17 protein-coding genes are annotated in these 23,456 nt (G+C 38.5%); 5 read left to right on the top strand and 12 right to left on the bottom strand.

The window, feature by feature from the left end:
* Positions 1-64 precede the first annotated feature (64 nt).
* The 6 genes from BM130_RS07560 to BM130_RS07540 form a co-directional block, all read right to left on the bottom strand.
* A complete protein-coding gene (locus BM130_RS07560) occupies positions 65-1,201 on the bottom strand; it encodes a carbohydrate-binding family 9-like protein (RefSeq protein ID WP_138956863.1) in 1,137 nt (378 codons plus the stop codon).
* 10 nt (positions 1,202-1,211) lie between these two features.
* Positions 1,212-3,134, bottom strand: a complete 1,923-nt coding sequence (locus BM130_RS07555) for a peptide-N-glycosidase F-related protein (RefSeq protein WP_010527172.1) — start codon at positions 3,132-3,134, stop codon at positions 1,212-1,214.
* Positions 3,135-3,257: 123 nt separating this feature from the next.
* Positions 3,258-4,739: an alpha-L-fucosidase gene (locus BM130_RS07550; protein WP_010527171.1), complete on the bottom strand. Its 1,482-nt coding sequence runs from the start codon at positions 4,737-4,739 to the stop codon at positions 3,258-3,260.
* Between the two features lie 33 nt (positions 4,740-4,772).
* Positions 4,773-6,467, bottom strand: a complete 1,695-nt coding sequence (locus BM130_RS15185) for a transglutaminase-like domain-containing protein (RefSeq protein ID WP_138956862.1) — start codon at positions 6,465-6,467, stop codon at positions 4,773-4,775.
* A 63-nt stretch (positions 6,468-6,530) separates the two neighbouring features.
* Positions 6,531-7,433, bottom strand: coding sequence for a transglutaminase-like domain-containing protein (locus BM130_RS15180; RefSeq protein ID WP_010527169.1), 903 nt, complete (start codon positions 7,431-7,433; stop codon positions 6,531-6,533).
* A gap of 104 nt (positions 7,434-7,537) precedes the next feature.
* A complete protein-coding gene (locus BM130_RS07540) occupies positions 7,538-8,812 on the bottom strand; it encodes an ROK family transcriptional regulator (protein ID WP_044138582.1) in 1,275 nt (424 codons plus the stop codon).
* Positions 8,813-9,219: 407 nt separating this feature from the next.
* Between BM130_RS07540 and BM130_RS07535 the strand changes: the two genes are divergently transcribed.
* The 3 genes from BM130_RS07535 to BM130_RS15410 are packed head-to-tail and all read left to right on the top strand — an operon-like array spanning position 9,220 to position 12,934.
* On the top strand, positions 9,220-9,933 hold the full coding sequence (locus tag BM130_RS07535) for a copper homeostasis protein CutC (protein WP_010527167.1): 714 nt from the start codon (positions 9,220-9,222) through the stop codon (positions 9,931-9,933).
* A 25-nt stretch (positions 9,934-9,958) separates the two neighbouring features.
* Positions 9,959-12,121 (top strand): glycoside hydrolase family 3 N-terminal domain-containing protein, encoded by a 2,163-nt coding sequence (locus BM130_RS07530; RefSeq protein WP_010527166.1) that lies wholly within the window; start codon positions 9,959-9,961, stop codon positions 12,119-12,121.
* 60 nt (positions 12,122-12,181) lie between these two features.
* Entirely contained in the window at positions 12,182-12,934 is a 753-nt protein-coding gene (locus BM130_RS15410; protein WP_010527165.1) for a hypothetical protein, read from the top strand.
* 497 nt (positions 12,935-13,431) lie between these two features.
* Here BM130_RS15410 and BM130_RS07520 read toward each other — a convergent pair whose 3' ends face one another.
* Entirely contained in the window at positions 13,432-14,547 is a 1,116-nt protein-coding gene (locus tag BM130_RS07520; protein ID WP_010527164.1) for a glycoside hydrolase family protein, read from the bottom strand.
* 161 nt (positions 14,548-14,708) lie between these two features.
* Between BM130_RS07520 and BM130_RS07515 the strand changes: the two genes are divergently transcribed.
* Positions 14,709-15,215 (top strand): cob(I)yrinic acid a,c-diamide adenosyltransferase, encoded by a 507-nt coding sequence (locus tag BM130_RS07515; protein WP_010527163.1) that lies wholly within the window; start codon positions 14,709-14,711, stop codon positions 15,213-15,215.
* Between the two features lie 159 nt (positions 15,216-15,374).
* On the opposite strand, the gene BM130_RS07510 is transcribed toward BM130_RS07515, so the two are convergent.
* Positions 15,375-16,409 carry an endonuclease/exonuclease/phosphatase family protein gene (locus BM130_RS07510; RefSeq protein ID WP_010527162.1) on the bottom strand — a complete coding sequence of 345 codons (1,035 nt, stop codon included), beginning with the start codon at positions 16,407-16,409 and terminating at the stop codon, positions 15,375-15,377.
* Between the two features lie 840 nt (positions 16,410-17,249).
* Here BM130_RS07510 and BM130_RS07500 point away from each other — a divergent pair.
* The gene (locus tag BM130_RS07500; RefSeq protein ID WP_010527161.1) at positions 17,250-18,443 is read left to right on the top strand and encodes a saccharopine dehydrogenase family protein; all 1,194 of its coding nucleotides are present in this window, start codon (positions 17,250-17,252) and stop codon (positions 18,441-18,443) included.
* Positions 18,444-18,455: 12 nt separating this feature from the next.
* On the opposite strand, the gene BM130_RS07495 is transcribed toward BM130_RS07500, so the two are convergent.
* From BM130_RS07495 to BM130_RS07480, 4 genes are all read right to left on the bottom strand, one after another.
* Positions 18,456-18,842, bottom strand: coding sequence for a hypothetical protein (locus BM130_RS07495; RefSeq protein ID WP_139217720.1), 387 nt, complete (start codon positions 18,840-18,842; stop codon positions 18,456-18,458).
* A gap of 219 nt (positions 18,843-19,061) precedes the next feature.
* On the bottom strand, positions 19,062-19,658 hold the full coding sequence (locus tag BM130_RS07490; RefSeq protein WP_010527159.1) for a TetR/AcrR family transcriptional regulator: 597 nt from the start codon (positions 19,656-19,658) through the stop codon (positions 19,062-19,064).
* A gap of 51 nt (positions 19,659-19,709) precedes the next feature.
* Positions 19,710-20,003 (bottom strand): PG0541 family transporter-associated protein, encoded by a 294-nt coding sequence (locus BM130_RS07485; RefSeq protein WP_010527158.1) that lies wholly within the window; start codon positions 20,001-20,003, stop codon positions 19,710-19,712.
* Positions 20,004-20,217: 214 nt separating this feature from the next.
* Positions 20,218-23,394: an efflux RND transporter permease subunit gene (locus BM130_RS07480; protein WP_010527157.1), complete on the bottom strand. Its 3,177-nt coding sequence runs from the start codon at positions 23,392-23,394 to the stop codon at positions 20,218-20,220.
* Positions 23,395-23,456: the final 62 nt, after the last annotated feature.

Raw genomic sequence — 23,456 nt, 5'->3', positions numbered from 1 at the left:
CACAAATCACAAGAAAATATCATCAATCAAATGATAAGACATTTACCGCTATAAAATCCTTCTTCTAACCATCAGACCATATTTTCCCGATATTATTAATAAACCAAATTCCATGTATTGTTTCTATTTTAACAACATAACTGCCCCACCCTTTTCGAATTTCGAAGGGGAAAGGAATATTTTGCGGAATAAACCCAATTGTTGAAAGTTGCTTCATCTCTTCAGCATATTCACCAAATTTGGAATAATACCTTTTTTGAGCAAAATAGATATTTCGCAATACCCACTTTACTTTTTCCACTAATTTATTGTCAAACTCAACTTCAGCATTGCCAACATAACTATCAGCAAATTGCACAAACCCCCAAGTTTCGGGTCGATGCATATTAACAACCCCCTGAGGAGACCAAACCCAATTTTCTTCACTCAATTTTTTTCCTGTAATTTTATCTTTAACTTTAACATACTTACCATGGATAACCTCTGTATGCCATTGAACACGACTAAAATTAATTCTCCATTGATCACCCACTTTGGGTTTTCGATTATTATTAATCTCGGCTAATGCATTAAAGGGAATAGCAATTTCGACATACCATCCAACATCAATGTCGGACGGATTATTCAAAGTACCATCAATAAAAACAGCGGTTTTTAATCCCTTTGTATCGAAGCCATTGATAGCCGGACCACCGTCACGATAAGGCTTAACCAACAATAAATCCCATATTGTATTAAGCGCATTAATTTCCAATTCGTAATACAAATGAGTATCTCCATCGGGATCAATAAAAACTTCAAAATCATTATCCTGATAAATAACTGCGTCTCTTTGAGTTATATAAGCATGGACATGAGGTTCTTCTAATTGAGCAGCTATATACAGGAAATTATTATCCCATAATATTTTAACCTTTGTTTCAAAAGGTGGGGCGGGAAAATTTCCACCCCTAATATCCATAAAAGGTTCAGTCCAAGGAACTAATTGCCAGGCCTCTTCATTTAATTTACCATCCACAACAATTGGTGAGCTTACTTTATAGCAAACATAGCTGCGCGGATCAAATTGAGGAATATTAATCTCTGATTTCCACAATATTAAATCATTAAAATTATTTTTCTGTGAAAAAACCAAACAATTTTGAGTTACAGAAAAATAAACGGCCCATAAACCGGCTAGAATAAGCCACCTTTTTGTCATGACCAGTACTTTAATCTCGGTTAATCCTATCTTTATGAACAAGTTTATCGTCAACATATATTTCAACGACATACCTTCCTTTAGGAAGATACCCAATATAATACTCGAAAGTACCGGATTTAAATTGATGATATTCATGTATTTCTACCGGTTCACCGTCGGACATAAACTGAACTCTTAATTTTTGAGGACTGTCAAGAAAAGCATCCAGCTCCAACCTATCCTCGGTTCGTCTAGGATAAATGAAAAAAGCATTTTGAGAGACCAAAGTATCGGGTCTGGCCTCCTCTACCGCCTCAAATGCTAAAAATTGCCCATTCCCGCAGTCACTAATAAAATGATGAAGAATATTTCCATTTAAATCGTGAAACCGCAAATATCCATAGCCATGTTTTGGTTCGGCCCAGAATTCCAGGCCATTGCCGCCTTTGTCCAACAACTCAAACTCGTAAACACCAGGTTTTAAATGCAATGTATCAGTGTAAAATGAATTTGGCTCACATTGTTCGGGCCTACGTTGATATACAGTGTCGAGATTGGAATTAACGAGAAAAAACATGTTCTCTTCAGGTCTTTTATTGGTTTTATAAGCAACAACAATATCCAGGGGAAGTTTCTTGGGAGAGTGAAATGTAGAAACCAATGTATTGTCGTGTGGCCATTGATCTATTTTTCCATTAGGTTTTAAAAGTTCAACTTCGAACAAATTTTCACCATCTTTAAAGTCAACAGGTCCAGGCAGGATAATAGTTTCTTCTTCAAAAAAGCTCAAATTCCCTTTCCATTGGTAAGTTTTGAAATCAAAACCTTGGGTGCGATACTTAATTTTTAATTTTTTTAAAGGTTGACTACCTAAATTTTTTATCCTAATAATGGGATTAAATACCGATGGGTTTCGTCTACTATAAATTTGTTTATTGGTTGGAACTTCAATGTCCTCTATGGCAACATCATATTGCTTATTGGGTGCTGTATATTCTATAAAATATGCTGTAACAACTTCTTTCCCGTCAACATTTTCTACAGAATCGACATAAGGCATCATATCGATATCAATAATATTCTCTTTATTTTCAGCTTTAATATCAAACACGTCAGGTTTCTGTAAGTCACCCGGACACCAGTGGCCACGGTCATATATCCAGGTTCCTCCCTGAGGATATAAAGGATTATTTCCACAATCTTTCCAAAGATCTCTTTTGTCAATAACTTCCCCATTAACAATCACTTTCCGCCAACGATTACAAAATTCACTGCAAAAATCAGGCTTTCCGAATCCGTGGCCTGTGTGTTGAATTCTTATACGTCCAAAATCGGCATTGTCATTAAAAGTAACTGAAACGGGTTTTAAATAATTCTCAATTGGATCATTCTTATCACCATAAGGGAATGATCCTTTATAAAGTTCAGTTAAAGCAATGGGATTGGCAATAGGTGCACCTAGATGAATTTCGAAGTTAATTGTAAGAGACCACCCTAATTTTTGTGGTTCATAGCCTGTATGTACATATTCAATTTCAACACTATCCCGAAGGAACATTGCAAAATCGGTGACATCGACCTCCCAGGTAAAGCTCCAGTCTTTGGTAAAACTACTACCATAAGGGGTAATTAAACGTCCTAACTCAATGTCTTTTGAAACTCCAGATTTCCCTCCTACTCGACGAAGATTAATAAAATCCAGGTAATCCCAGTGAGCAATCGCTGCAGAATCGGGATGGCCTAAAGTTACTTGCATTTTAATACGTCGGATATCAACATTGTTTCCAGGAAATCTTCCCCAACCCAAAAAGTAATTCTCGCCTGTTTTGACATTTGTATTAATAAATATGTGGTCATGTGTTGTAACATTAATAATGTCCTGTGGCAAAACTGTAGAGGGAGCAAAAAAGCTTAATAAAAAAAAACAACAAGAATTTATTATCGACTTCATTTTTATTCGAATTAAATTAGACTCATAAGCATGCAATTGCCCAAATACTGTAACTCTTATAATTCAACTACGATAAAACCTTACACCGTTAAAAGACGCTCAAAAATCATTTAGACAATGAAATTATTTTATAGCAGACACCTTAATAACCCAAGCATATTTTGTAGGTGGATTATTTCTCAACTTAGAAGGAATAATGACATTAAATCCTTTATCACTTGGTTCCCAATCAAGAGGCTGGTTCCATCCTAACAGGGTTACAGAAGCTCCCTCAATGGGTTGATGTGACTTTATACGAATAATTTCAGGTAACTCTTTCCCCCCTTTTTCATCCATAAAGATAAAATAAGCAGTTCCATTTTTTTGGGTCATCCCAATATTACCCTCTTTGTAAGGGGCTAAGGGTCGTGTTCCATAAATGGCCTCACTGTTTACTTTCATCCATAAACCCATCTCTTGAAGTAATTGATAAGCACCTGATTGCCAATCACCATTAGGTCTAGGCGCTATATTAAGCAATAAATTTCCTCCCTTAACAACAATATCAATCAATAAATGTATGGCCTCTTGTCCAGTCATATACTTAGCATCTGGCGTAAAAGACCAACCCCCTCCGGAAATGATACAAGATTCCCAAGGAAAAGGCAAGGGGTTCTCAGGCACCCGATTCTCTGGTGTTAAATAATTTTGATTTTTGCCATAAACCGCCCTATCCACAACGATCAACCCGGGTTGTTTTTGACGAGCTTTTTGCACCAAATCATCCATTCTGATATCCTGATTAATCACTCTTGCTTTAATAAAACCAGTTGGAGAATTTTTCAGTTTTTTTTCGTAGGCCTTCATGATCATTTCAGGCGATTTCTTAGCAACCCATCCCCCATCAAGCCAAAGAATATCGATATCACCGTAATCTGTCATCAATTCCATGATTTGGTTATGAGTAAACTGAACAAAAGCCTCCCATTTTTCTGGATAAGCAGCTGGATCATAATTTACATTACGGTCGGGAGTAGGAAAATTAGGCCACCAATAGTTTTCATTGTGCCAATCTGGCTTAGAAAAATATGCACCTACCCAAAAATTCTCGGCACGAAAAGCCTCAAATATTTCCAAAGTTATATTAGCCCTTTTATGAGCATGGAACGGACATTTATCGGATGTAATTTTATAGTCAGTAAATTTTGAATCAAACATACAAAAACCATCATGATGTTTAGTCGTAAAAATGACATATTTCATTCCCGCCTTTTTGGCTGCTTTGGCCCATTTTTCAGGTTTGAAATCTACAGGATTAAAAGTTGTAATTAAATTCTCGTATTCCTTTTTATAAGCATTATAATTTTCATACGGTCTTCTGCACCAATCTTCATCTTCTCCACAGATACTCCAGGATTCAACAATTCCCCATTGACTGTATGGTCCCCAATGCATGAGTAAACCAAACTTTAAATCCTGCCATTGCTCCAATTTTTTTAATACAAGCGTATCTGTTTCGGGAACATATCGTTCATCTTCATAAATTGCCTGACTCAGACAATCTATGCTATAGTTCACTAGTAACACTAAAAGTAGCCAATATCCATATTTCATAATAACTCTCATAGAAATTTGGAATTTATATTATCAATGTAATCCTTATGGGATTCGGCAAATTTTCTCGACCTTACCAATAATCTCATCACCGATACCGATTCTATACCCTTTAGATTCGAAGATCACCTCATGGTCAGAGTTTAAAACCAAAACATAAGGTAAATCATAATTGCCCACTTTACCATTAAACTTTATATATTCTTTCAGCAAGTTTAAATTATCAATCAAAAAAATAGATTTTTTTGGAAGTCCTTCATATTGCTTTGAATTAAAACTTTTTGACAATCTAACAGAATCGATTAATAAAGCAATATTTCCGTTCCAATTATCAAAATTACTTTTCAATCGGATAAAATCGTTCAAAAGATGCTTTGATGGTTCAAGAGAAGGATCTAACCAAACTAAAACCAACCCATTATCCTCAACCAAATCATTCAGCAAAAGATTTTGTCTGGTATCACAATTCTGGACTGTTACATCTAAATTCAATTTAACCTTTTCATATTTATTAGTCTCAATACCTGAATCAGGGAAAATTAACTTTATGAAGGAAGAATCATGTTTTTTTATGTCAAAGAAATGCAATCTTGTCTTAACCGATCCATCTGCAAGTCTTTTAACAGAGGTCAACAAATAAATGCCAGTATCCAATTCCAACTTAACAGGGAAGTCATTAAATAAGTTTGTATAACTGTAGTCCAGAGTTTTAAACTTACCTTTCACTAACTTTGCAATGGTAAAATTTTTGAAATAAGCAGGTAGTTCATCAGAATGGTTGTCCTGCTTAAAATCAAGCACAAGAGTTCCTTTTTGTGTATTATCAATTGAGCCATATTGAAGATTTACATCCAACCAATATCGTTCCGAAAAAAACTGAGGCTGATTGCGCACAAAATCAATACGTGCAGGAATTCCCAAACTTCTGGCAACAGCTACAAAAAAGATGTTAATAGAATTTTGATCGGCAACTCTCATTTCAAATACTCCTCGAGGCAATTGAGGCACATCCCAAGGATTAAGTCCATTAACAATTTTTATGCTGTCACGGATCCAGGTAAGTAAATGTCTGACGTCGTTCCTTGCCATTTCCTGGAATGAAGGGGAAAACTGCTTTTGGAAATAGCTTTTATAAACTGAAATTAACTCATTACGTATTCTGGGATTTAAAACATATTGACGGTAAATATCCCAATCGAATCCTTTGGGATTATGTGAATTATCGAAATGATCCTTTAGTACCTTAAAAGGTGTATCCCGCAAATCTTTATGTGAAATAACAGATAGCAGCGACAAGGCCTTTTCGCCATCAATGGGAGCAGCATAATTCAAAAATTGTTTCACAACCCTCCAGTTACCTCTACTCAGTTTAAATAAAAGAAATGTTTTCTTAGGATCAAGATCATATTTTCTGGCTATCTCAATTGCAGAAATAGAATCGATAAAAGTCTTTTCATAAGCCGTTCGGATGGAATCCTCTTGATGTAACCGCTTTATGTGATTACTTCGATCAACATGGCTATGATCTATAGTCTGCGACGGTGGTGGGGCATGAAATAAATAATTATACACTCTATCATTTAAAACAGGGTTTCCCAATTTTAAAACCAAAGTATCGCTATCTGCAGCATTAGAAATTTTCCAGGCAAATTTTCCCTGGTGATATGTCCAAACAAGCACATCGCCCTTACCGGTCATTAAATTACATGAACCGTAATCGTTGGCGGAAGTTGATGTCAAGGGATATAATTCCGCATAATTGGGATATTTGAACTCAACATTTGCACCTTTTACTGGTTTTCCTTAACTATCCAAAACTTTAACCATTACTCTTCTCACAGGAGCATATCGGTCCAAAACATTAATTTCAGTATAACAGTTATTGACAGAATTAATTTCCTCAGGCCCCAAAACTTCTCCATAAGTTTTATGGTGCAATAACATAGCTCTTGTGGCAGGACCTTCAAACCATCCCATATTGAGTTCCGGTTCCGGTTCACATGCTCCCATATAAAACCATTGACCATCGATCCACACTTCAACCCAAGCATGGTTATCATCGGTATGTGCCCAGCGTGGGGTATAAATTTGGCGTGCAGGAATTCCTGCTGCCCTCATTGCTGTAACGGTAAAAGTAGATTGTTCTCCGCAACGGCCGAAAGCAGTTTTTATGGTATTTAATGGAGAGCTTGTTCTATAATCAGTAGATTGATAGGTAACTTTTTCATGACACCAATGGTTAATTTCCAGGGCCGCCTCTTTCATATTAAGACCCTTAAGTCTTTTTTTTAATTCTTCAAAAAAAACTGCCCTGGCGGTATCCAGATATTCATTATTAACACGATATGGCAAAACATAATGAAGAAAAAGATCATCCGGCACCTTTTTTCCCCAAGGAAAATATTCTCTGGCCTTTAATGAATATCGCACCTGATTCAGAAAAAAATCACCATTATAATTAGCAAGATCAGACAATGGCATATAGGCAAACAAAAAACTCAAGGCTTCTTTTTCCAGAGAGGTTAAAGAGTTATTATCCAAAACTGAAAAAAGTTGTTGATACCTTCCGGCGGCAATTTCTTTTTGCATTTCCACTTTCGCCCGAAGGTTTTCACGAATAGAATCATTATTAAAAAACGACTCGTTTTTCCCACAAGCCAAAAGAAATATCGTCAAAAAAAGAATCGAAAACCAATTTTTCGCCATTGTCCGAAAATATTAATAATTACAAAATGTCAAAATGCGCAACATATCAAAAAGAATACATGAATAAATCAATTATTTTCGCACCATGGATGCCATAGGCCATCTTAATTTACAAGTTTTCTGACAAGTTTTTTTGAACTTAAAGTTTTGCCTAAAACATCAAAAATATCCTCCATAACAACCGCTAAGGCCCCATTTAAACCGACCTGTTTACCCATGTTGGAGTGTTTAATTTTCATACTTTCGCTAATCCGATGCATAGAATAAGTATTGATTGCTTGTTGTATAGGAATAGTTAAATACTGTCCGGCTTCAGCCATTTTACCCGTTAAGACGACCATTCCGGGATTAAATAGTTGAATAAGGATGGAAATACCCTTTCCCAGCTGTTCTCCAATCTCAGAAAGCAGATTAATGGAAAATTGATCTCCCTTCAGAGCAGCCGACACAACTGTCTGCAGATCAACATCCTTAATATTTTCTTTTGAATATTGAGCCATAAGAGAACTTTTACCTTTCAGAATTCCCTCTCTTGCACGTTGAACGAGAGTTGAACCGGCGGCAAGTGTTTGTAAACATCCGTTTTTACCACAAATGCATGAATCTCCATTTTCTACCATAGGGATGTGACTAAATTCACCGGCAAACCCCTCATTTCCTCGATATAACTTACCATTCAAAATCATTCCTAAGCCGATACCCCAATCCAAAAACAGGACGAGCACATCCTTTTGGTTTTGAGCAATACCAAATCTCCAAACAGCTAAAGCCACTGCCTTAGCATCATTTTCAACAAAGACAGGTAAACACAGTTGCTCTTGCAGAATACTTCTTACAGGCTTATCTCCAAAATTAAAATAAGAATAATTGAATCCTCCTGAGGAATCAACTAATCCAGGGAAACTAACACCCACCCCAACAATCTTTTGTTTGTCTATTCCGGATTTCTTAATATGGTTATGAATTCTTTCCAGAAGTTTATCCAGGGTGTGAATTTCATTGTCCATTTCCAAGGCGAAGGCCTCAATTTCCGTTACCCTTGAATTAGAACTATCAAAAATTGATAATTGGGTTTGATGAATGTTCATATCAACACTAACCACATAAAAAACATCCTTCTTTAACCCATACAATTCAGGTTTGCGGCCACCTTTGGACAATCCATACCCTTTTTTCTCAATTAACCCTTTGGACATTAGTATTCCAAGAATAGAATTTCCATTGGGAGTACTAACTTTCAAATAATTACAAATATCAGCTATAGCTTTCGGTCCCTGAAAATAAAGATACTTGAGTATTCTAATCGAAAGCTGATATTTCTTTTTTTCCAAATCAGATAATGCCTCAAACAAATAAGTATTAATCAAATAATTTTCCATAATATCAATTAAAACCATATTGCAAAGAACTAATATTTTTTCCTTTTCACAAAATCTTCTTTAATTTTTTTACTAAAGAATTTTCTTTTTTGTTATTTTTTATATATTCGCCATACGAAATTCACATAAATTTGACAGTAAGCAATCCAGTATTTCAATCACATTGCTATACAAAATTTCCAAAATTTAACACATTAAACTTAATAATTACAAAGGAAACAAACTAAAAATCTAGAAGCCAATTAAGTCGAAACTAAAAAAAGTAAAAAAACTATTTACTGCGAAAAATCTCAAATAATATTGAAATAATCCTCAAAACCAAAAGATATATGTAAATTACACAAATATATAGTTCAAAATCCCCAAAATTAATTAGGCATTCAACAATTAAATTTATAACACAAAAGATGCAACTGGAAATATGCGTTTTTTCTCTCGAAGCAGCCATAAAAGCATCTCAGTCAGGTGCTGATAGAATAGAATTATGTGCCAATCCGGCCGATGGTGGAACTACCCCCAATATAGGCTTAATCAAAGCGGCCAGAAAAATTAGCAATCTGAAAATATTCCCTATTATTCGACCAAGAGGAGGGAACTTTTGTTATAGTGACGCTGAATTCGAAATAATGAAAGAAGACATAAGATTTGCTAAAGAAAGTGGATGTGATGGAATAGCCACCGGCATTCTTAACCGAGACCATACAGTTGATGAAAAGCGCCTAAAGGAATTGGTAATTTTGGCAGAACCGTTAGAAGTAACCTTTATCCGTGCTTTTGACGTCACCCCGGATCCACAAAAAGCACTTATTTCGATAATAGAGTCCGGATGTCATCGAATTCTGACATCAGGCCAGGCGAACAGAGCAACGCAAGCTCTTCCTCTTTTGAAAAAACTTGTTAAAATAGCCGGCAACAAGATATCTATAATGGCTGGTTCAGGAATAAATCCCGAAAATGTAAAAAGCATAGTAGAACAAACAGGAGTTCAAGAGATTCATGCATCCGTCAGAACTACAATACCCAATGAAGATCCCAAGATGGATTTTTTGGGCTTTGGAAATCAGCTTAGTTGTAATGAAGAACAAATTATTAAAATGAGAAAAATTCTGGACACTTTTTAAGTATACCACTATTAGTTAATAGGCTATGGAAAAGGCAATAAATTTAGTTTTAATAATTTTATTACTACAGTGCACTGCAGTTGTTGAGCTTCAAGGTCAATCAACAAATTTCAGGGATGAAGCTTTAGATATTGAAACCAGGGCCAAAGCCCTATTAAGTGAGTTAACATTAAAGGAAAAAATTTCATTGCTAGGCTACAACAATCCGCCAGTTGAACGGCTGCAAATTCCTGCCTACAACTGGTGGAACGAAGCCCTGCATGGCGTTGCCAGGGCTGGGGAAGCCACCGTATTTCCTCAAGCCATTGCGCTGGCCGCCACATTTGACACCACGCTGGTTTATAGAATTGCGGATGCCATATCAACAGAGGCCAGGAGCAAATACAATATAAACCGTTCCAAAGGCTTTCAGAATCAATATTTAGGCATCACCTTCTGGACACCTAATATCAATATTTTCCGGGATCCCCGATGGGGGCGTGGACAGGAAACATATGGGGAAGATCCATTTCTAACGGCATCCATGGGTAAAGCTTTTGTAAAAGGGTTACAAGGATCTGAGCCCGAACGCCGACTTAAAACAGCTGCCGGCGCCAAACACTTTGCCGTACACAGTGGACCTGAAGCCGACCGGCACCATTTCAATGCTGTTGTTGACGAGAAGGACCTTAGAGAAACCTATTTGCCGGCATTTAAAGCATTAGTAGAAAATGGTGTCACGACCATCATGTGCGCGTATAACAGAGTAAATGGTGAGCCCTGCTGCACAGGCAAAACACTGTTACAAGATATACTCCGCGATGAGTGGGGCTTTAAAGGACAGGTGGTAACCGATTGCTGGGCGTTGGATGATATTTGGTTACGGCACAAAACCATTCCCACCCGGGTAGAGGTAGCTGCTGCGGCAGTAAAAGCGGGTGTTAATCTTGATTGTGCCAATATCCTTCAGGAAGATGTTCAGGATGCCATCGAAAAAAGATTACTTACTCTTGAACAAGTTGATAGTGCCCTACTACCTACCCTACAAACACAATTAAAGCTTGGATTTTACGATGATCCTTCACATTCACCTTATCGCCATTACGGGATTGACAGTGTAAACAATTCATACCATATTTCCCTTGCCAAAGAAGCTGCAGAAAAAAGCATGGTATTACTCAAAAATGACGGTATTCTACCCTTGAAAAAGGATACAATAAGTTCAATAATGGTGGTGGGAGAAAATGCCGCATCAATAAGTGCCCTAACAGGAAATTATCACGGCCTGTCGGGCAATATGGTAACCTTTGTGGAAGGGTTGGTGAAGGCCGGAGGCCCGGGAATGTCGGTACAATATGATTATGGGTGCAGTTTTGCTGACACGTCACATTTTGGGGGGATATGGGCCGCAGGTTTCACGGATGTAACCATTGCCGTAATTGGATTAAGTCCTTTGTTGGAAGGAGAACACGGCGATGCTTTTCTCTCAAATTGGGGTGGCGACAAAAAAGACCTTAGGATGCCACGTTCCCACGAAATATATCTAAAAAAATTAAGAGAAAGTCATAATCATCCCGTCATTGCAGTGGTTACGGGAGGTAGTGCACTGGATATATCAGCCATAGAGCCATATGCCGATGCCATAATATATGCCTGGTATCCTGGCGAACAGGGCGGTACCGCACTGGCCGATTTAATTTTTGGGGAAGTATCCCCTTCAGGCCGTCTGCCCATAACCTTTTATAAAGACATAAAGGATTTGCCACCTTACCACGATTATAATATGACCAACCGGACATACCGATATTTTCAAGGTGATGTATTATATCCATTTGGATATGGACTTAGCTATACGTCATTCCATTATGAATGGCTATCTAAACCATCCACAAAAGTTTCTGAAGACGATATTATATCGGTAAATATTGCAGTTACAAACACGGGGACTATGGATGCCGACGAAGTGATACAGGTCTACATTGTATACCCTGATATAGAAAGAATGCCACTACGAGAACTTAAAGGTTTCAGTCGAATACATATTAAGGCCGGACAAACCCAAAACACAGATATACAAATACCGGTTAAAAATTTAAAAAAATGGGATTCAAAAAATAACAGATGGAAGTTATACAAAGGAAAATATAAGATTCAGGTATCTCAAAATGCACTGGTACCAAAGTTAGAGTATTCCTTTAAAGTGAATTAGTTCACAAAAATAAATCCGTTTATTTCAAGCAATATTATATCGTCCAAAAACATAAAGGCCATGCAAAAACTAACAAAAGTTCTTATTTTACTATTATTGCCAGCCGTATTATTATCATGTTCTAAGGCAGAACAAACAATACCTCAGCCAGATCTTACGCAATATGTTGACCCATACATAGGAACAGGATACCATGGACATGTTTTTTGGGGAGCCAATGTTCCGTTTGGTGCTGTGCAACCGGGACCTACAAACTATGTGAAAGGTTGGGACTGGTGTTCGGGCTATCATTATTCAGACAGTATAGTTGTATATGCACCTATAAAATTATTATTTCATTTTTTAATTTATAATGAATGGATAAAGGTCATTGACTTAGCCATAGAATCTCTAATTATTACAACTGCCTTTACATTCTTTCAAGGGCTGGTATTATATCACACCATTAAACCTAAACTTTCCTTTTTAGAGTCGGACTTGCCGCTTGAAAAACGATTTGGGCATATTGAAGAGAAAGAAAACATTAATGCTGAAAAATTTGATATTGCTCGCTTTATAAAGTCTTTAGAAAACGATTTTATAGTCACTTATAAAAGCAATACAACCATTAAAGTTAGAGACAAAATCAGAATATTTAAAAATAATTCAGGCGCCGCGATTTATATTGACAAAGCCAACAACCAACTAAAGATTTATGCATTCCCATTGATTGGCGGGTATAAAAAAGGGATCAAAAATGCGGGTAAAATGGTAAAAAAATTAAAGCCAAAGTTTAGAAATCGTCCTGTTAAACTATTTCGTGCATTGATTTAATCACCAGACTTAGACTACGAAATTAAGATTTCCTATCTCCTATCCCCATAACTACGTAAGTTTTGCCAGAGTTGCATACTTTTGCTCATCAGCTGCAATTGTTTAACCGAACATTCCCTCCCTAAAATTAATGAGGTTGCTTTTACCAACCAAATATTGCTTCTAACACCATTGCTATTTCTTCTATTTACAATATTCTTGCTTTTAGTTACATTATAATTGCTTCAGATTTAATTATTATAGCTTCGGTCGAAATTATCTTTACTTCAGTCTACAAAATATTAGCTATGATCTACATCACAGTGACCAGGGGAGGTATTACAAAAACAATTATAAGTGGTTTTATTTGTTTGATTTTATTGACATTGATTATTGTTTTTGACATTGAACCGTAGTCCAACCAGTTTTTAATCGCTAAAAAGGTCTCTGTATCTACTCTAAAATTTAAGCCAAAAGGTTAGATAAAAGGAATTAGCAAGTTCTAAGTTAATTACCCTTTACTTATTGAATTTATGATAATTGTATATCATTTTAGAAAACACCTCCCAATGTTCCTGGGTCATACGGGCGGGTGTGAATAGGCAAATGCCATTGGCCCCGTTATCCATAGAAGCCTTAATTGCCACTTCCAACTGTTCGGGGGTAAGTCCATGGTTTTCGGGATCCTTTTCATTCATTTTTTTGTCGGGATTAGGACAAATAAACAACCCGCTGTAAAGAGGTCCTTTCCCATTTAATGCCTTCACACCTTCACGCGTTACGTCACCGATCCACTGAGGCTCTTCCAGATAAAAATCGTTATAGTTCATGGGACAGAAAGCATCGATATTCCATTTATCCCATTCTTGCCTAACAATTTTCTTAGCGACGGATGCCGGACCAGGGAAGACAGCGGCCGAAATCTCTTTGCCTTCTCTATGGACGGCCTTGGCCAATCGATTAACTATAGAGGTAATCAAGTCATACCGAAACTGTTTCCACTCTTGCACGGTTGAAGGGTCGTCCACCTGACGGATATTGATGCCTGAAAGTTTTTCAAAATCAGCCACACATGAATCGCAATAACAATAATCGAAAGCAGGATATTCCCTATCCATTACCAAACCATACTTATCCCAAAGACCGCGAGCCAGAATAACATCAGGGAATCGGATATAATCCAGATGGATTCCATCCACCTCTTTCACTCTAGCGATACTAACGTATAAGTCCTCAAGGAAATGATATACCCCTTCCCTATTTGGACATAAAAAAGTGTAATAAGAGACATAAGCAGGATGGGTAAGGGCAGATTTCCCTTCGCCATTAATGGCATACCAGGATGAATCTAACTTTTGGGAATATCGTTGAACCATGGCAGGAATCCAGGCATGAAATTCCAAACCGGCCTGATGAGCCAATTTGCCCACCCGTTCATATGTAGCAGGATCATGACCGGCACTATACATTAAAGCATCAATACCTTTATTTTTTAGCTCAACAAAATAATCTAATATTTCCTGATTGGTGGCCTTTCCTGGTCCACTAAGCCAAGCATGGACCGGAATTTTTTCGTCAGAACCATTACAGCTAAAAAGCAAAAGAATTGCAAAAAGGGAAAAGATTTTAGGCATAACTACAAAGTTTAAAAAGCTTTAACAAAAAAAATATTTTTGGTCAAGCCGATTTTATTTGGAGCAATAAGTTAACGATACTTTTTATGCATAAAAATAAATGTTTATTTGTTGCGACAGAAAAATATTAAACAAATCGAAGTATATACTATTTTTGTGGTATGATACATATATACACAGGTAACGGAAAAGGGAAGACCACGGCAGCCATTGGATTGGCTATCAGAGCTGCAGGTGCCGGCAAGAGGATATTTTTCGGTCAGTTTGTAAAAGATATGGCCTATAATGAGGTAGCGTTAATCCGCCGGCAAATACCACAAATTGAGCATGAGTTGTTTGGGCGAGGCTGTTTCTTTGGCCGGGAACCGCTGCCCGAAGACCACGAAGCCGCAAAAAATGGACTGGAAAAGCTTAAAAGAGTTGCCCTCTCAGGTGAGTATCAGCTCATCATCATGGATGAACTTAATATTGCCATTAAATATAACCTTTTAACCGTAGAAGAAATTCTGGCTTTTTTAGATTTTGTCCCAACCGATACCGAAGTGGTTATCACCGGAAGGTATGCAAGGCAGGAACTTATAGACAGGGCCGACCTGGTTACGGAGATGAAAGAAATCAAACACTATTTCAAAAAGGGATTAACTTCGAGAGAGGGAATTGAATATTAGCATCATCTTTGGCATCTCACTACAAAAACTAAAGACGAACTTTCTGCGCAATGCCGTATCAATAAGAGTTCGCATAAAATGAAAGTTATTGGCAGCCAATAATGTTGGAAGAATGTAATCTTCCCACCCGGGGAATCATCACCCAGCAACCAAAACAATCTATTGAACAATGATATAGGACGGGAAATGGTCGCTATAGCCACCATGATACCAATTACCCACAAAGGTCCGAAAAGGGTATCCCCGGTAGTCGCCATCCTGTTGCCACAAGAAAGGTTTGTTAAAGATGCCGGTTTCAATCAACTGCAGATTTCCTTTTCTTGACGAAAGGAAGTTAGGCGAAAGGATAAACTGGTCAAAAAGATTCCACTTTCCACGATAACAGAGGGTTCCCCGGCCTTTCAGGAATATGGAAGCCGTAGCGTTATAGAGACTGTCGCTTTGAGCCGGCTGAGGGAAAAGACCCGCCTTTAAATAATCTTTTACCGATGTATCGATGGGATCATCATTAAGGTCACCCATCACCACAATGCAGGAAGCAGGGTCTTCCGTTCTAAGAGAGTCGACAATAGACCGGGTCACCTCAGCCGCTGCAACTCTCAGAGGGATACTCCGTTCCTGGCCTCCGTAGCGTGACGGCCAGTGACAAACAATAAAGTGAAGCTTCTTACCAGCAAATTTTCCTGAAGCCACCAGAATATCGCGTGTAGGAATTGGTTCACCTTCTTCGTCTTGAATATGTAGGGGAACAAACCGCGTATGTTTGGGCTTAAAATAACCGGGACGGTAGATCAACGCTACATCAATGCCACGTTTATCCGGCGAGTCTTTATGAATAATCCTGTAATTGAATCTTTCTAAAGGTATTGATGAAACCAAATCTTCCACCACCCTTTTGTTTTCCACCTCAGCCAACCCCATAACTGCGGGGGCTTCCACTTGTGCTTCCCGCCCCAGTTCTGCAATGACAGAAGAAATATTTTCCAGCTTTCGGTGATAGCGACCTGTATTCCATACTTTTTTACTTTCCGGAGTAAACTCCGAATCGTTGACACCGGGCGTATCAATGGTATCAAATAAATTTTCCACATTATAGAAAGCCACCATCTTAGGTGAATGAATGGAACGACAACCAATGGGCAGCATCAAAAATAGAATGCCAACTAACCAAAGCAGATTTTTCAAGTACTTCATGTTGTTTACAATAAAAAAGTGAAGTCCACAAATATAAGTGTTTCTGCTTTAGGCTTGCAGATTATTTGTAAAATGTTTTGGGTTTTGTATTTAGGCTTTTGAGTTATGGATTTAAAATCATTAGTTATGAAATCGTGATCGACAAAATAAATGCAATCATCTATCCACCATACAGCAAAATAACCTTTCCGTCTAAAATTATTCGACAGTATCACCACCCTTGCTACATCAACCAATTATTTGAATCCGTACAAAATAAAACTAAGTTTTAGTTGGATTGAACCTGGCTTACAGATCTTTATACACTTTTCATCAGTATAAAATTTACTTACTTTATTGATATATTGCTTCTTATGAGTAGTCGTTAGTGGTTAGTCAATAGTCATTAGTGGTTAGTTAATTGTCTATCTTACCAAACTCTTCAAGCCATTCAATCTCATCATTTAACAACAAAATAACCTATTGGCCTATTGACCTAATGGCCTATCGGCCTTTTCTGCCTGTGCACTTCTGCCTTTGTCTTTTATATATGTACTTTTGCGGCAAAAGTCGCCATGCTCGTTTCTTTGTAAAAAACCTTAATTGTCAAGCCCGATACAGTCTTTCTATCTCCAAGCACTATGCCCTTTGCACTAGTTGATTGGCCATCTCAATTGTTTTTTTCAAAAATTTCGGGGAAATTTGACAAAACACCATCACAGAAAATGCAAAAAAAGTATTTCTTTGCAACACCAAAAATCAGCAATGACTAAATGGTATACCCCCGGCTTAATTTTACCAATCCGACCTAACGACATGCCGGAAGAAATTAGTATCTGAATTAATTAAAACTTAGGAAAAATGAGCAAAGTAATGATTATCGGCGCAGGCGGTGTTGGTACCGTTGTCGCCCACAAAATGGCCTCAATGCCGGAAGTATTTACGGAGATCATGCTTGCCAGCCGAACCAAAAGTAAGTGTGATGCCATCGCCCAAAAAATTGGTGGGAATCGCATTCAGACGGCTCAAGTAGATGCAGACAAGGTACCAGAATTGGTAGAGTTAATCAATTCGTTCAAACCGGACATCGTGGTAAATGTTGCTCTACCCTACCAGGACCTGACGATAATGGATGCCTGTTTAGAAACGGGTGTTGCTTATTTGGATACGGCCAATTATGAACCCAAAGACGAAGCAAAATTTGAATACAAATGGCAATGGGCTTACCACGACCGCTATAAGGATGCTGGGATAACCGCCATTCTGGGTTGTGGTTTTGACCCGGGTGTAACATCGATATTTACGGCCTATGCCGCCAAACATCACTTTGACGAAATTCATTATCTGGATATAGTCGATTGTAATGCCGGTGACCATGGGAAACCGTTTGCAACCAATTTTAATCCGGAAATAAATATTCGGGAAGTGACGCAAAAAGGAAAATACTGGGAAAATGGACAATGGGTTACCACAGAACCTCATGAGATTCATAAACCACTAACCTATCCTGAAATAGGTTCCAGAGAATCGTACCTAATATATCATGAGGAATTGGAATCGTTAGTAAAGAATTTTCCGACGATAAAACGCGCACGTTTCTGGATGACTTTCGGGGAAGAATATCTAACCCATCTGAGGGTGATTCAAAACATCGGGATGGCCCGAATCGATCCCGTTAAATTCAAAGGGGTTGATATTGTTCCCATAGAATTTTTAAAGGCGGTACTACCCAATCCCGGAGAACTGGGTGAAAATTACAAAGGCAAAACCTCTATCGGATGCCGTATCAGAGGCATTAAAGACGGAAAGGAAAAAACCTATTATATCTATAACAACTGCGACCACCAGGTTGCCTATAAAGAGACCGGTACCCAGGCGGTAAGCTATACCACGGGTGTGCCTGCCACCATTGGAGCCATGATGTACCTGACAGGAAAATGGAAAGCTCCGGGCGTATTCAATGTGGAAGAGTTCGACCCTGACCCATTCATGGAAGAATTGAATAAACGCGGGCTGCCATGGAATGAATTACACGATGTGGATATTGAACTGTAACAATTCACTCAATTATGGGAAAGTGTTTCCCACGGTAAAGGGAAACCCTTTCCCTCGGTAAGGGGAAACGCTTTCCCTCGGTAAGGGGAAACGCTTTCCCTCGGTAAAGGGAAACACTTTCCCTCGGTAAAGGGAAACGCTTTCCCTCGGTAAAGGGAAACACTTTCCCTCGGTAAAGGGAAACGCTTTCCCTCGGTAAAGGGAAACACTTTCCCTCGGTAAAGGGAAACGCTTTCCCTCGGTAAAGGGAAACACTTTCCCTCGGTAAAGGGAAACGCTTTCCCTCGGTAAAGGGAAACACTTTCCCTCGGTAAAGGGAAACCCTTTCCCTCGGTAAGGGGAAACGCTTTCCCTCGGTAAAGGGAAACACTTTCCCTCGGTAAGGGGAAACGCTTTCACTTGGTAAGGGGTCGGGAATGAAAAACTTTATGATAGGATAATTTTGGGAAATAATCTTTGGCCGAACCTATTTTAGTATAGTTTTTTACTGTTCTCTAAAAGATTACGGGGTTAAAAGTCCCACGTTTCCGACATCCTTTAAAGACAACAAAAAGAGACGCATGCTCTTTTCAAAACAGACATCTCCTTTTTATAAAAAGTGTTTTGGGATGCGGGGATTTAGTGGGATTTTTTTATAAAGCGGTCCAGCGTTTTTTTACCCTCTTCGGTGCAAATACCTCCAATTTGCAGATAAAAGGCACTGTTAAACTCAATATTTTCGCCTCTCTCTTCCAAATGCCAGGTTCCTGATTGCAAAATATAGCCCGCTACCAAACGTGGAAAATCCTCTTTAAAGGCAGCAATAAAGTCCCCATCTTTTTGTCCCGCATCCATAATATCACTAACCACATCAATAATGAAATTATGGTACTTTTTGCGAATGTCAGATGCCAATTCGGGATTGGTTTTGGAAAGGGAGAAGACAAAAACCGGCGTTATGAATTTGGTGCTCTCCTGAAACAAGCGATACAATTCATACAATCTGGGAATAGCACCAGCGGTTGACGTCACCATCTTCCCCACATCCTTTTTGAATTTTTCAAAATCATCGTTTAATACAGCAAATACCAAATCGTTTTTGGTTTTCACCTGCTGATAGAGTGTCTTTTTCGAAATGCCCAATTCGTGAGCCACATCATCCATTGTGAGATTCTTCACCCCGTATTTATAGAACATTTTTTTGATGTGGTTCAAGTCAAACCCCTTACTTTGCATCTTCCTTCGGTTTAGCTAATAAAAAACTATCAGAATTGAAAATATGTTGCATTAATAATGCTTGGTGATATCCCAAACGAAGGCACGTACACCAATTGCCTTATTCCGCATATCCAGTTTATGAACCGTTTTGAGCAACAAATCCACTTTGTCATCCTCCACCATAGTAATTATGGCGGAATTCATTTCGGGCCAAGTATGCGTTCCCCTTCTGGGTTCACCATCAACCGTTCCCCGGCCCTGTACTTGTTCCCAAAAGGTAAAGCCTCGGATTTTTAACTGGTCCAACATATACTCAATCCGTTCGGTGTTGGCTTGGTTAAATACTATAAAGACTGCTTTCATAGATATAAGATTATAGATATAAGATTATTAGATGTTAGATGTTAGATATAAGATTATTAGATGTTAGATGTTAGATGTTAGATGTTAGATTATTAGATATGGTAGTTAGGGTTTGTTTGGCTGAAAAAGCTGTCCTAATACAAATTAATCGACAAAAAACTAAACTCTAACTACCATACATTATAATCAAAGAGCTACCGATACCGGTAAAAAATTATTTATCCTCATCATCGGCAATTTGTAAAAAGAAGAACTCTTTTCGTTTTTGTTCGTTTTTATCTCTCTCACCATGTTTAGACATAATGCCGTAAAGTAAAGGAACCACGATGAGTGTTACAAATGTAGAAACGAGTAGTCCTCCAATAACAACGACTCCCATAGGTCTCCAGGCTTCGGAACCGGTTCCGCTGCTGAGTGCCATAGGCAACATACCTAAGATTGTAGTAAATGCAGTCATTAACACCGGCCGCAAACGAGAAGCACCGGAAAGAGCGATAGCTTCATTTAACTCGTACCCGCGGTCTCTCATAAGGTTAATATAATCAACCAATACAATACCGTTCTTCACCACTATCCCCACAAGCATAATAACACCAAGAGCACCAATCATGTCGAGAGAAATACCGGTAACAAAAAGAGCGAGGACAACCCCAGAGATAGCGAATGGCACCGACATCATGATAATAAAGGGTTTAGACATTGATTCAAACTGTGATGCCATCACGATATAAACGAGCAATACGATGAGCAATAACAAAAGCCCCATATCCGCAAAAGTTTCCTGTTGGTCTTCGTAATCCCCGGCCAACCGGATGGTTATACCCTGCGGAACATCGACCTGCTCTAATGCAGCTTTAATATCTACCGCCAATTCTCCCAATGAAATCTTAAAAGGGGTAGCCGATACGGTCACGATTCTCTGCCGGCTTTTCCGTTCGATTGTAGGTGGCGCCCAATACTCTTCAACATCTGCGACTTCACTAAGCTTAATATTTCCTTTAACAGTAGGAATAGAAAGGTTTTCGATATCGGATATGGAATTGCGGTCTTCTTCAAGCAGCCGTACCACGATTGCATATTCGTCACCATCTTCTTTCAAATATCCGGCGGTCATACCGGTAACTCTGTTATAGGCTAAAGTTGCTACGGTAGAGGCGTCAAGACCATGTCGTGCTATTTTTTCCTTATCGACGTTAATTTTTAATTCGGCCCTGTCTTCGTCCCTACTAATGGTAACGTCTCTGGCTCCCTCAACTTTTTCCTGGATAATTCGTTGTATTTTTTCAGCTAGAATGTTTGTCTGGTCAAAGTCATGTCCATAAATTTCCACATCGACGGTAGATGGTCCGTTGCCACCCATACCGGAAGCTACCTGCGCCTGATATTCAATAATTTCAGGATAATTTGCCATTTCCTGCCTAAGAATTTCCGCCGTTTCAAAAATAGAGCGTTCCCTTTGGTCTTTGTCTTTTAATACCACAACCATAGAAATGGTATTGTTATTAGTAGAAGAAAATAACGCTGAAATACTGGCATCATCACGGGATCCGGCAGAAGTGGAGATAATTTTAATCTCGGGCGCCAGTTCCAGAAAACGCGCTTCCAGTTTACGAGCGGTTTTCAGTGTTTCTTCAATACGTGTTCCTCTGTTAAGTTCAACGGTAACAGTCAGTCGCCCATGGTCACTTTGCTGCATAAAGTCGGTACCAATTAGTCCCAAAAACATGGGCAACAAAGTAAGGAAAAAGACTACCAGAACGACACCCATGGTTAATTTCTTATGGGTTAAAGAAAAGCGTAACACCCGTGAGTACCAGGCATCGATCCGGTCCAATGCGCCCACCACATATTTTTGATACCAATTTTTCCGGGGCTCTTCAAAAATCAAGTGTCCGAATTCATCAACCTTAACCGGTCTTGATTTCAACAATTTAGATGAGAGCATTGGTGTTAAAGAAATGGCAACTAATGTAGAAGTAACCACAACAATTGTAACGATCCATCCTAACTCTTTAAACATTATACCGGCCAATCCGCCCAACATGGTTAATGGGACGAAAACAGCAGCAATTACCAAAGTAGTAGCAATAACCGACACCCACACTTCATTGGTAGCATAAATTGCGGCCTCACGCGGACTCGATCCCCTTTCAATATGTCTGGTAATATTTTCGAGCACAACAATGGCATCATCGACAACCATACCAATAGCTACGGTTAAAGAAGATAATGAAATTATATTGAGTGAGCTATCGACAAAAGCCAGGTAAATAAAGGATACCACCAAAGCAATGGGAATAGTGATACCAATAATGAGTGTAGCCCTCCAACGCCCCAGAAACAAAAGAACTACCAACACCACAAATAAAAGGGCATACATAATGGATTCCTCCAAACTGCGAATGGAGTCTTTAATATTGTCGGAAGAATCGAAAATAATCCTGATATCCACATCGGCAGGCAAAAGCTCTTTAATTTTTGCCATTTCCCGGTTAACCTTTTCACAGACTTCTACCGTGTTAGCCCCGGATTGTTTGGAAATAACCACACGCACTCCATCTTGTCCGTCAATTTTCTCATCAAGAGTTAAATCTTTAATGGTATCACGGACGGTAGCCAAATCTTTGACGAAAATTTGGCGGCCATCATCATAGGTTGCTACAACAATATTATTTATTTCGTCACTTTCAACAAACTCACTTCTCAACTCCAACTGGTATTGTTCTTTGTTCATCTTTACGGTACCCGAAGTACTATTAATATTGTTGTTACTAATAGCCGTTCCGACATCTTCAAGCGAGATACCGTAAGCATCAATTTTTTCCTGATCAATATCGACATAGATTCTTCGTTCAGGGGAACCCGATAATGAGATATTACCAATGCCATCGACGCGATTTAATTGAGGCATGACAATATCATTAAGAAGCTTATCGAGCCCGGCATAACTTTCTTTAGCGGTAACGGCGTACATCATAATAGGCATAGAGCTGGTACTAAGCTTAAAGATCAAAGGTGTACCGGCCCCATCAGGTAATTCATCTTTAGTCATATCGATATATGACCGAACATCGTTAACAACCTCATCGAGATTTAACCCCCATTCAAACTCAAGGGTAATTAAAGACATGTTATCCTGAGATTTGGATGTCAAATTCTTAAGTCCATCCACAGAGTTAAGACTATTTTCCAACAACCGGGTAACATTAGTTTCTACTTCGCTGGCGTTTGCCCCGGGATATGAGGTCATAACCGATATATATGGGGGGTCTATTTCTGGATACTGGTCAATAGGCAGTTGTTTGAGAGAAAACAACCCTACCACCATAACTGCCACAAAAATAAGAGCTGTTGTAACAGGTTTATTGATAGATGTTTTAAATATACTCATATTTCAATTTTTCTTTTATGATAAGAGAAACCCGGAAGAGAACCGATAAAAAAGCAGTATAA

The sequence above is a fragment of the Thermophagus xiamenensis genome, assembly GCF_900112795.1.
GTDB lineage: Bacteria > Bacteroidota > Bacteroidia > Bacteroidales > Marinilabiliaceae > Thermophagus > Thermophagus xiamenensis.
Note: the sequence above shows the minus strand (reverse complement) of the source record. Positions and strands in the feature narration are given on the sequence as shown.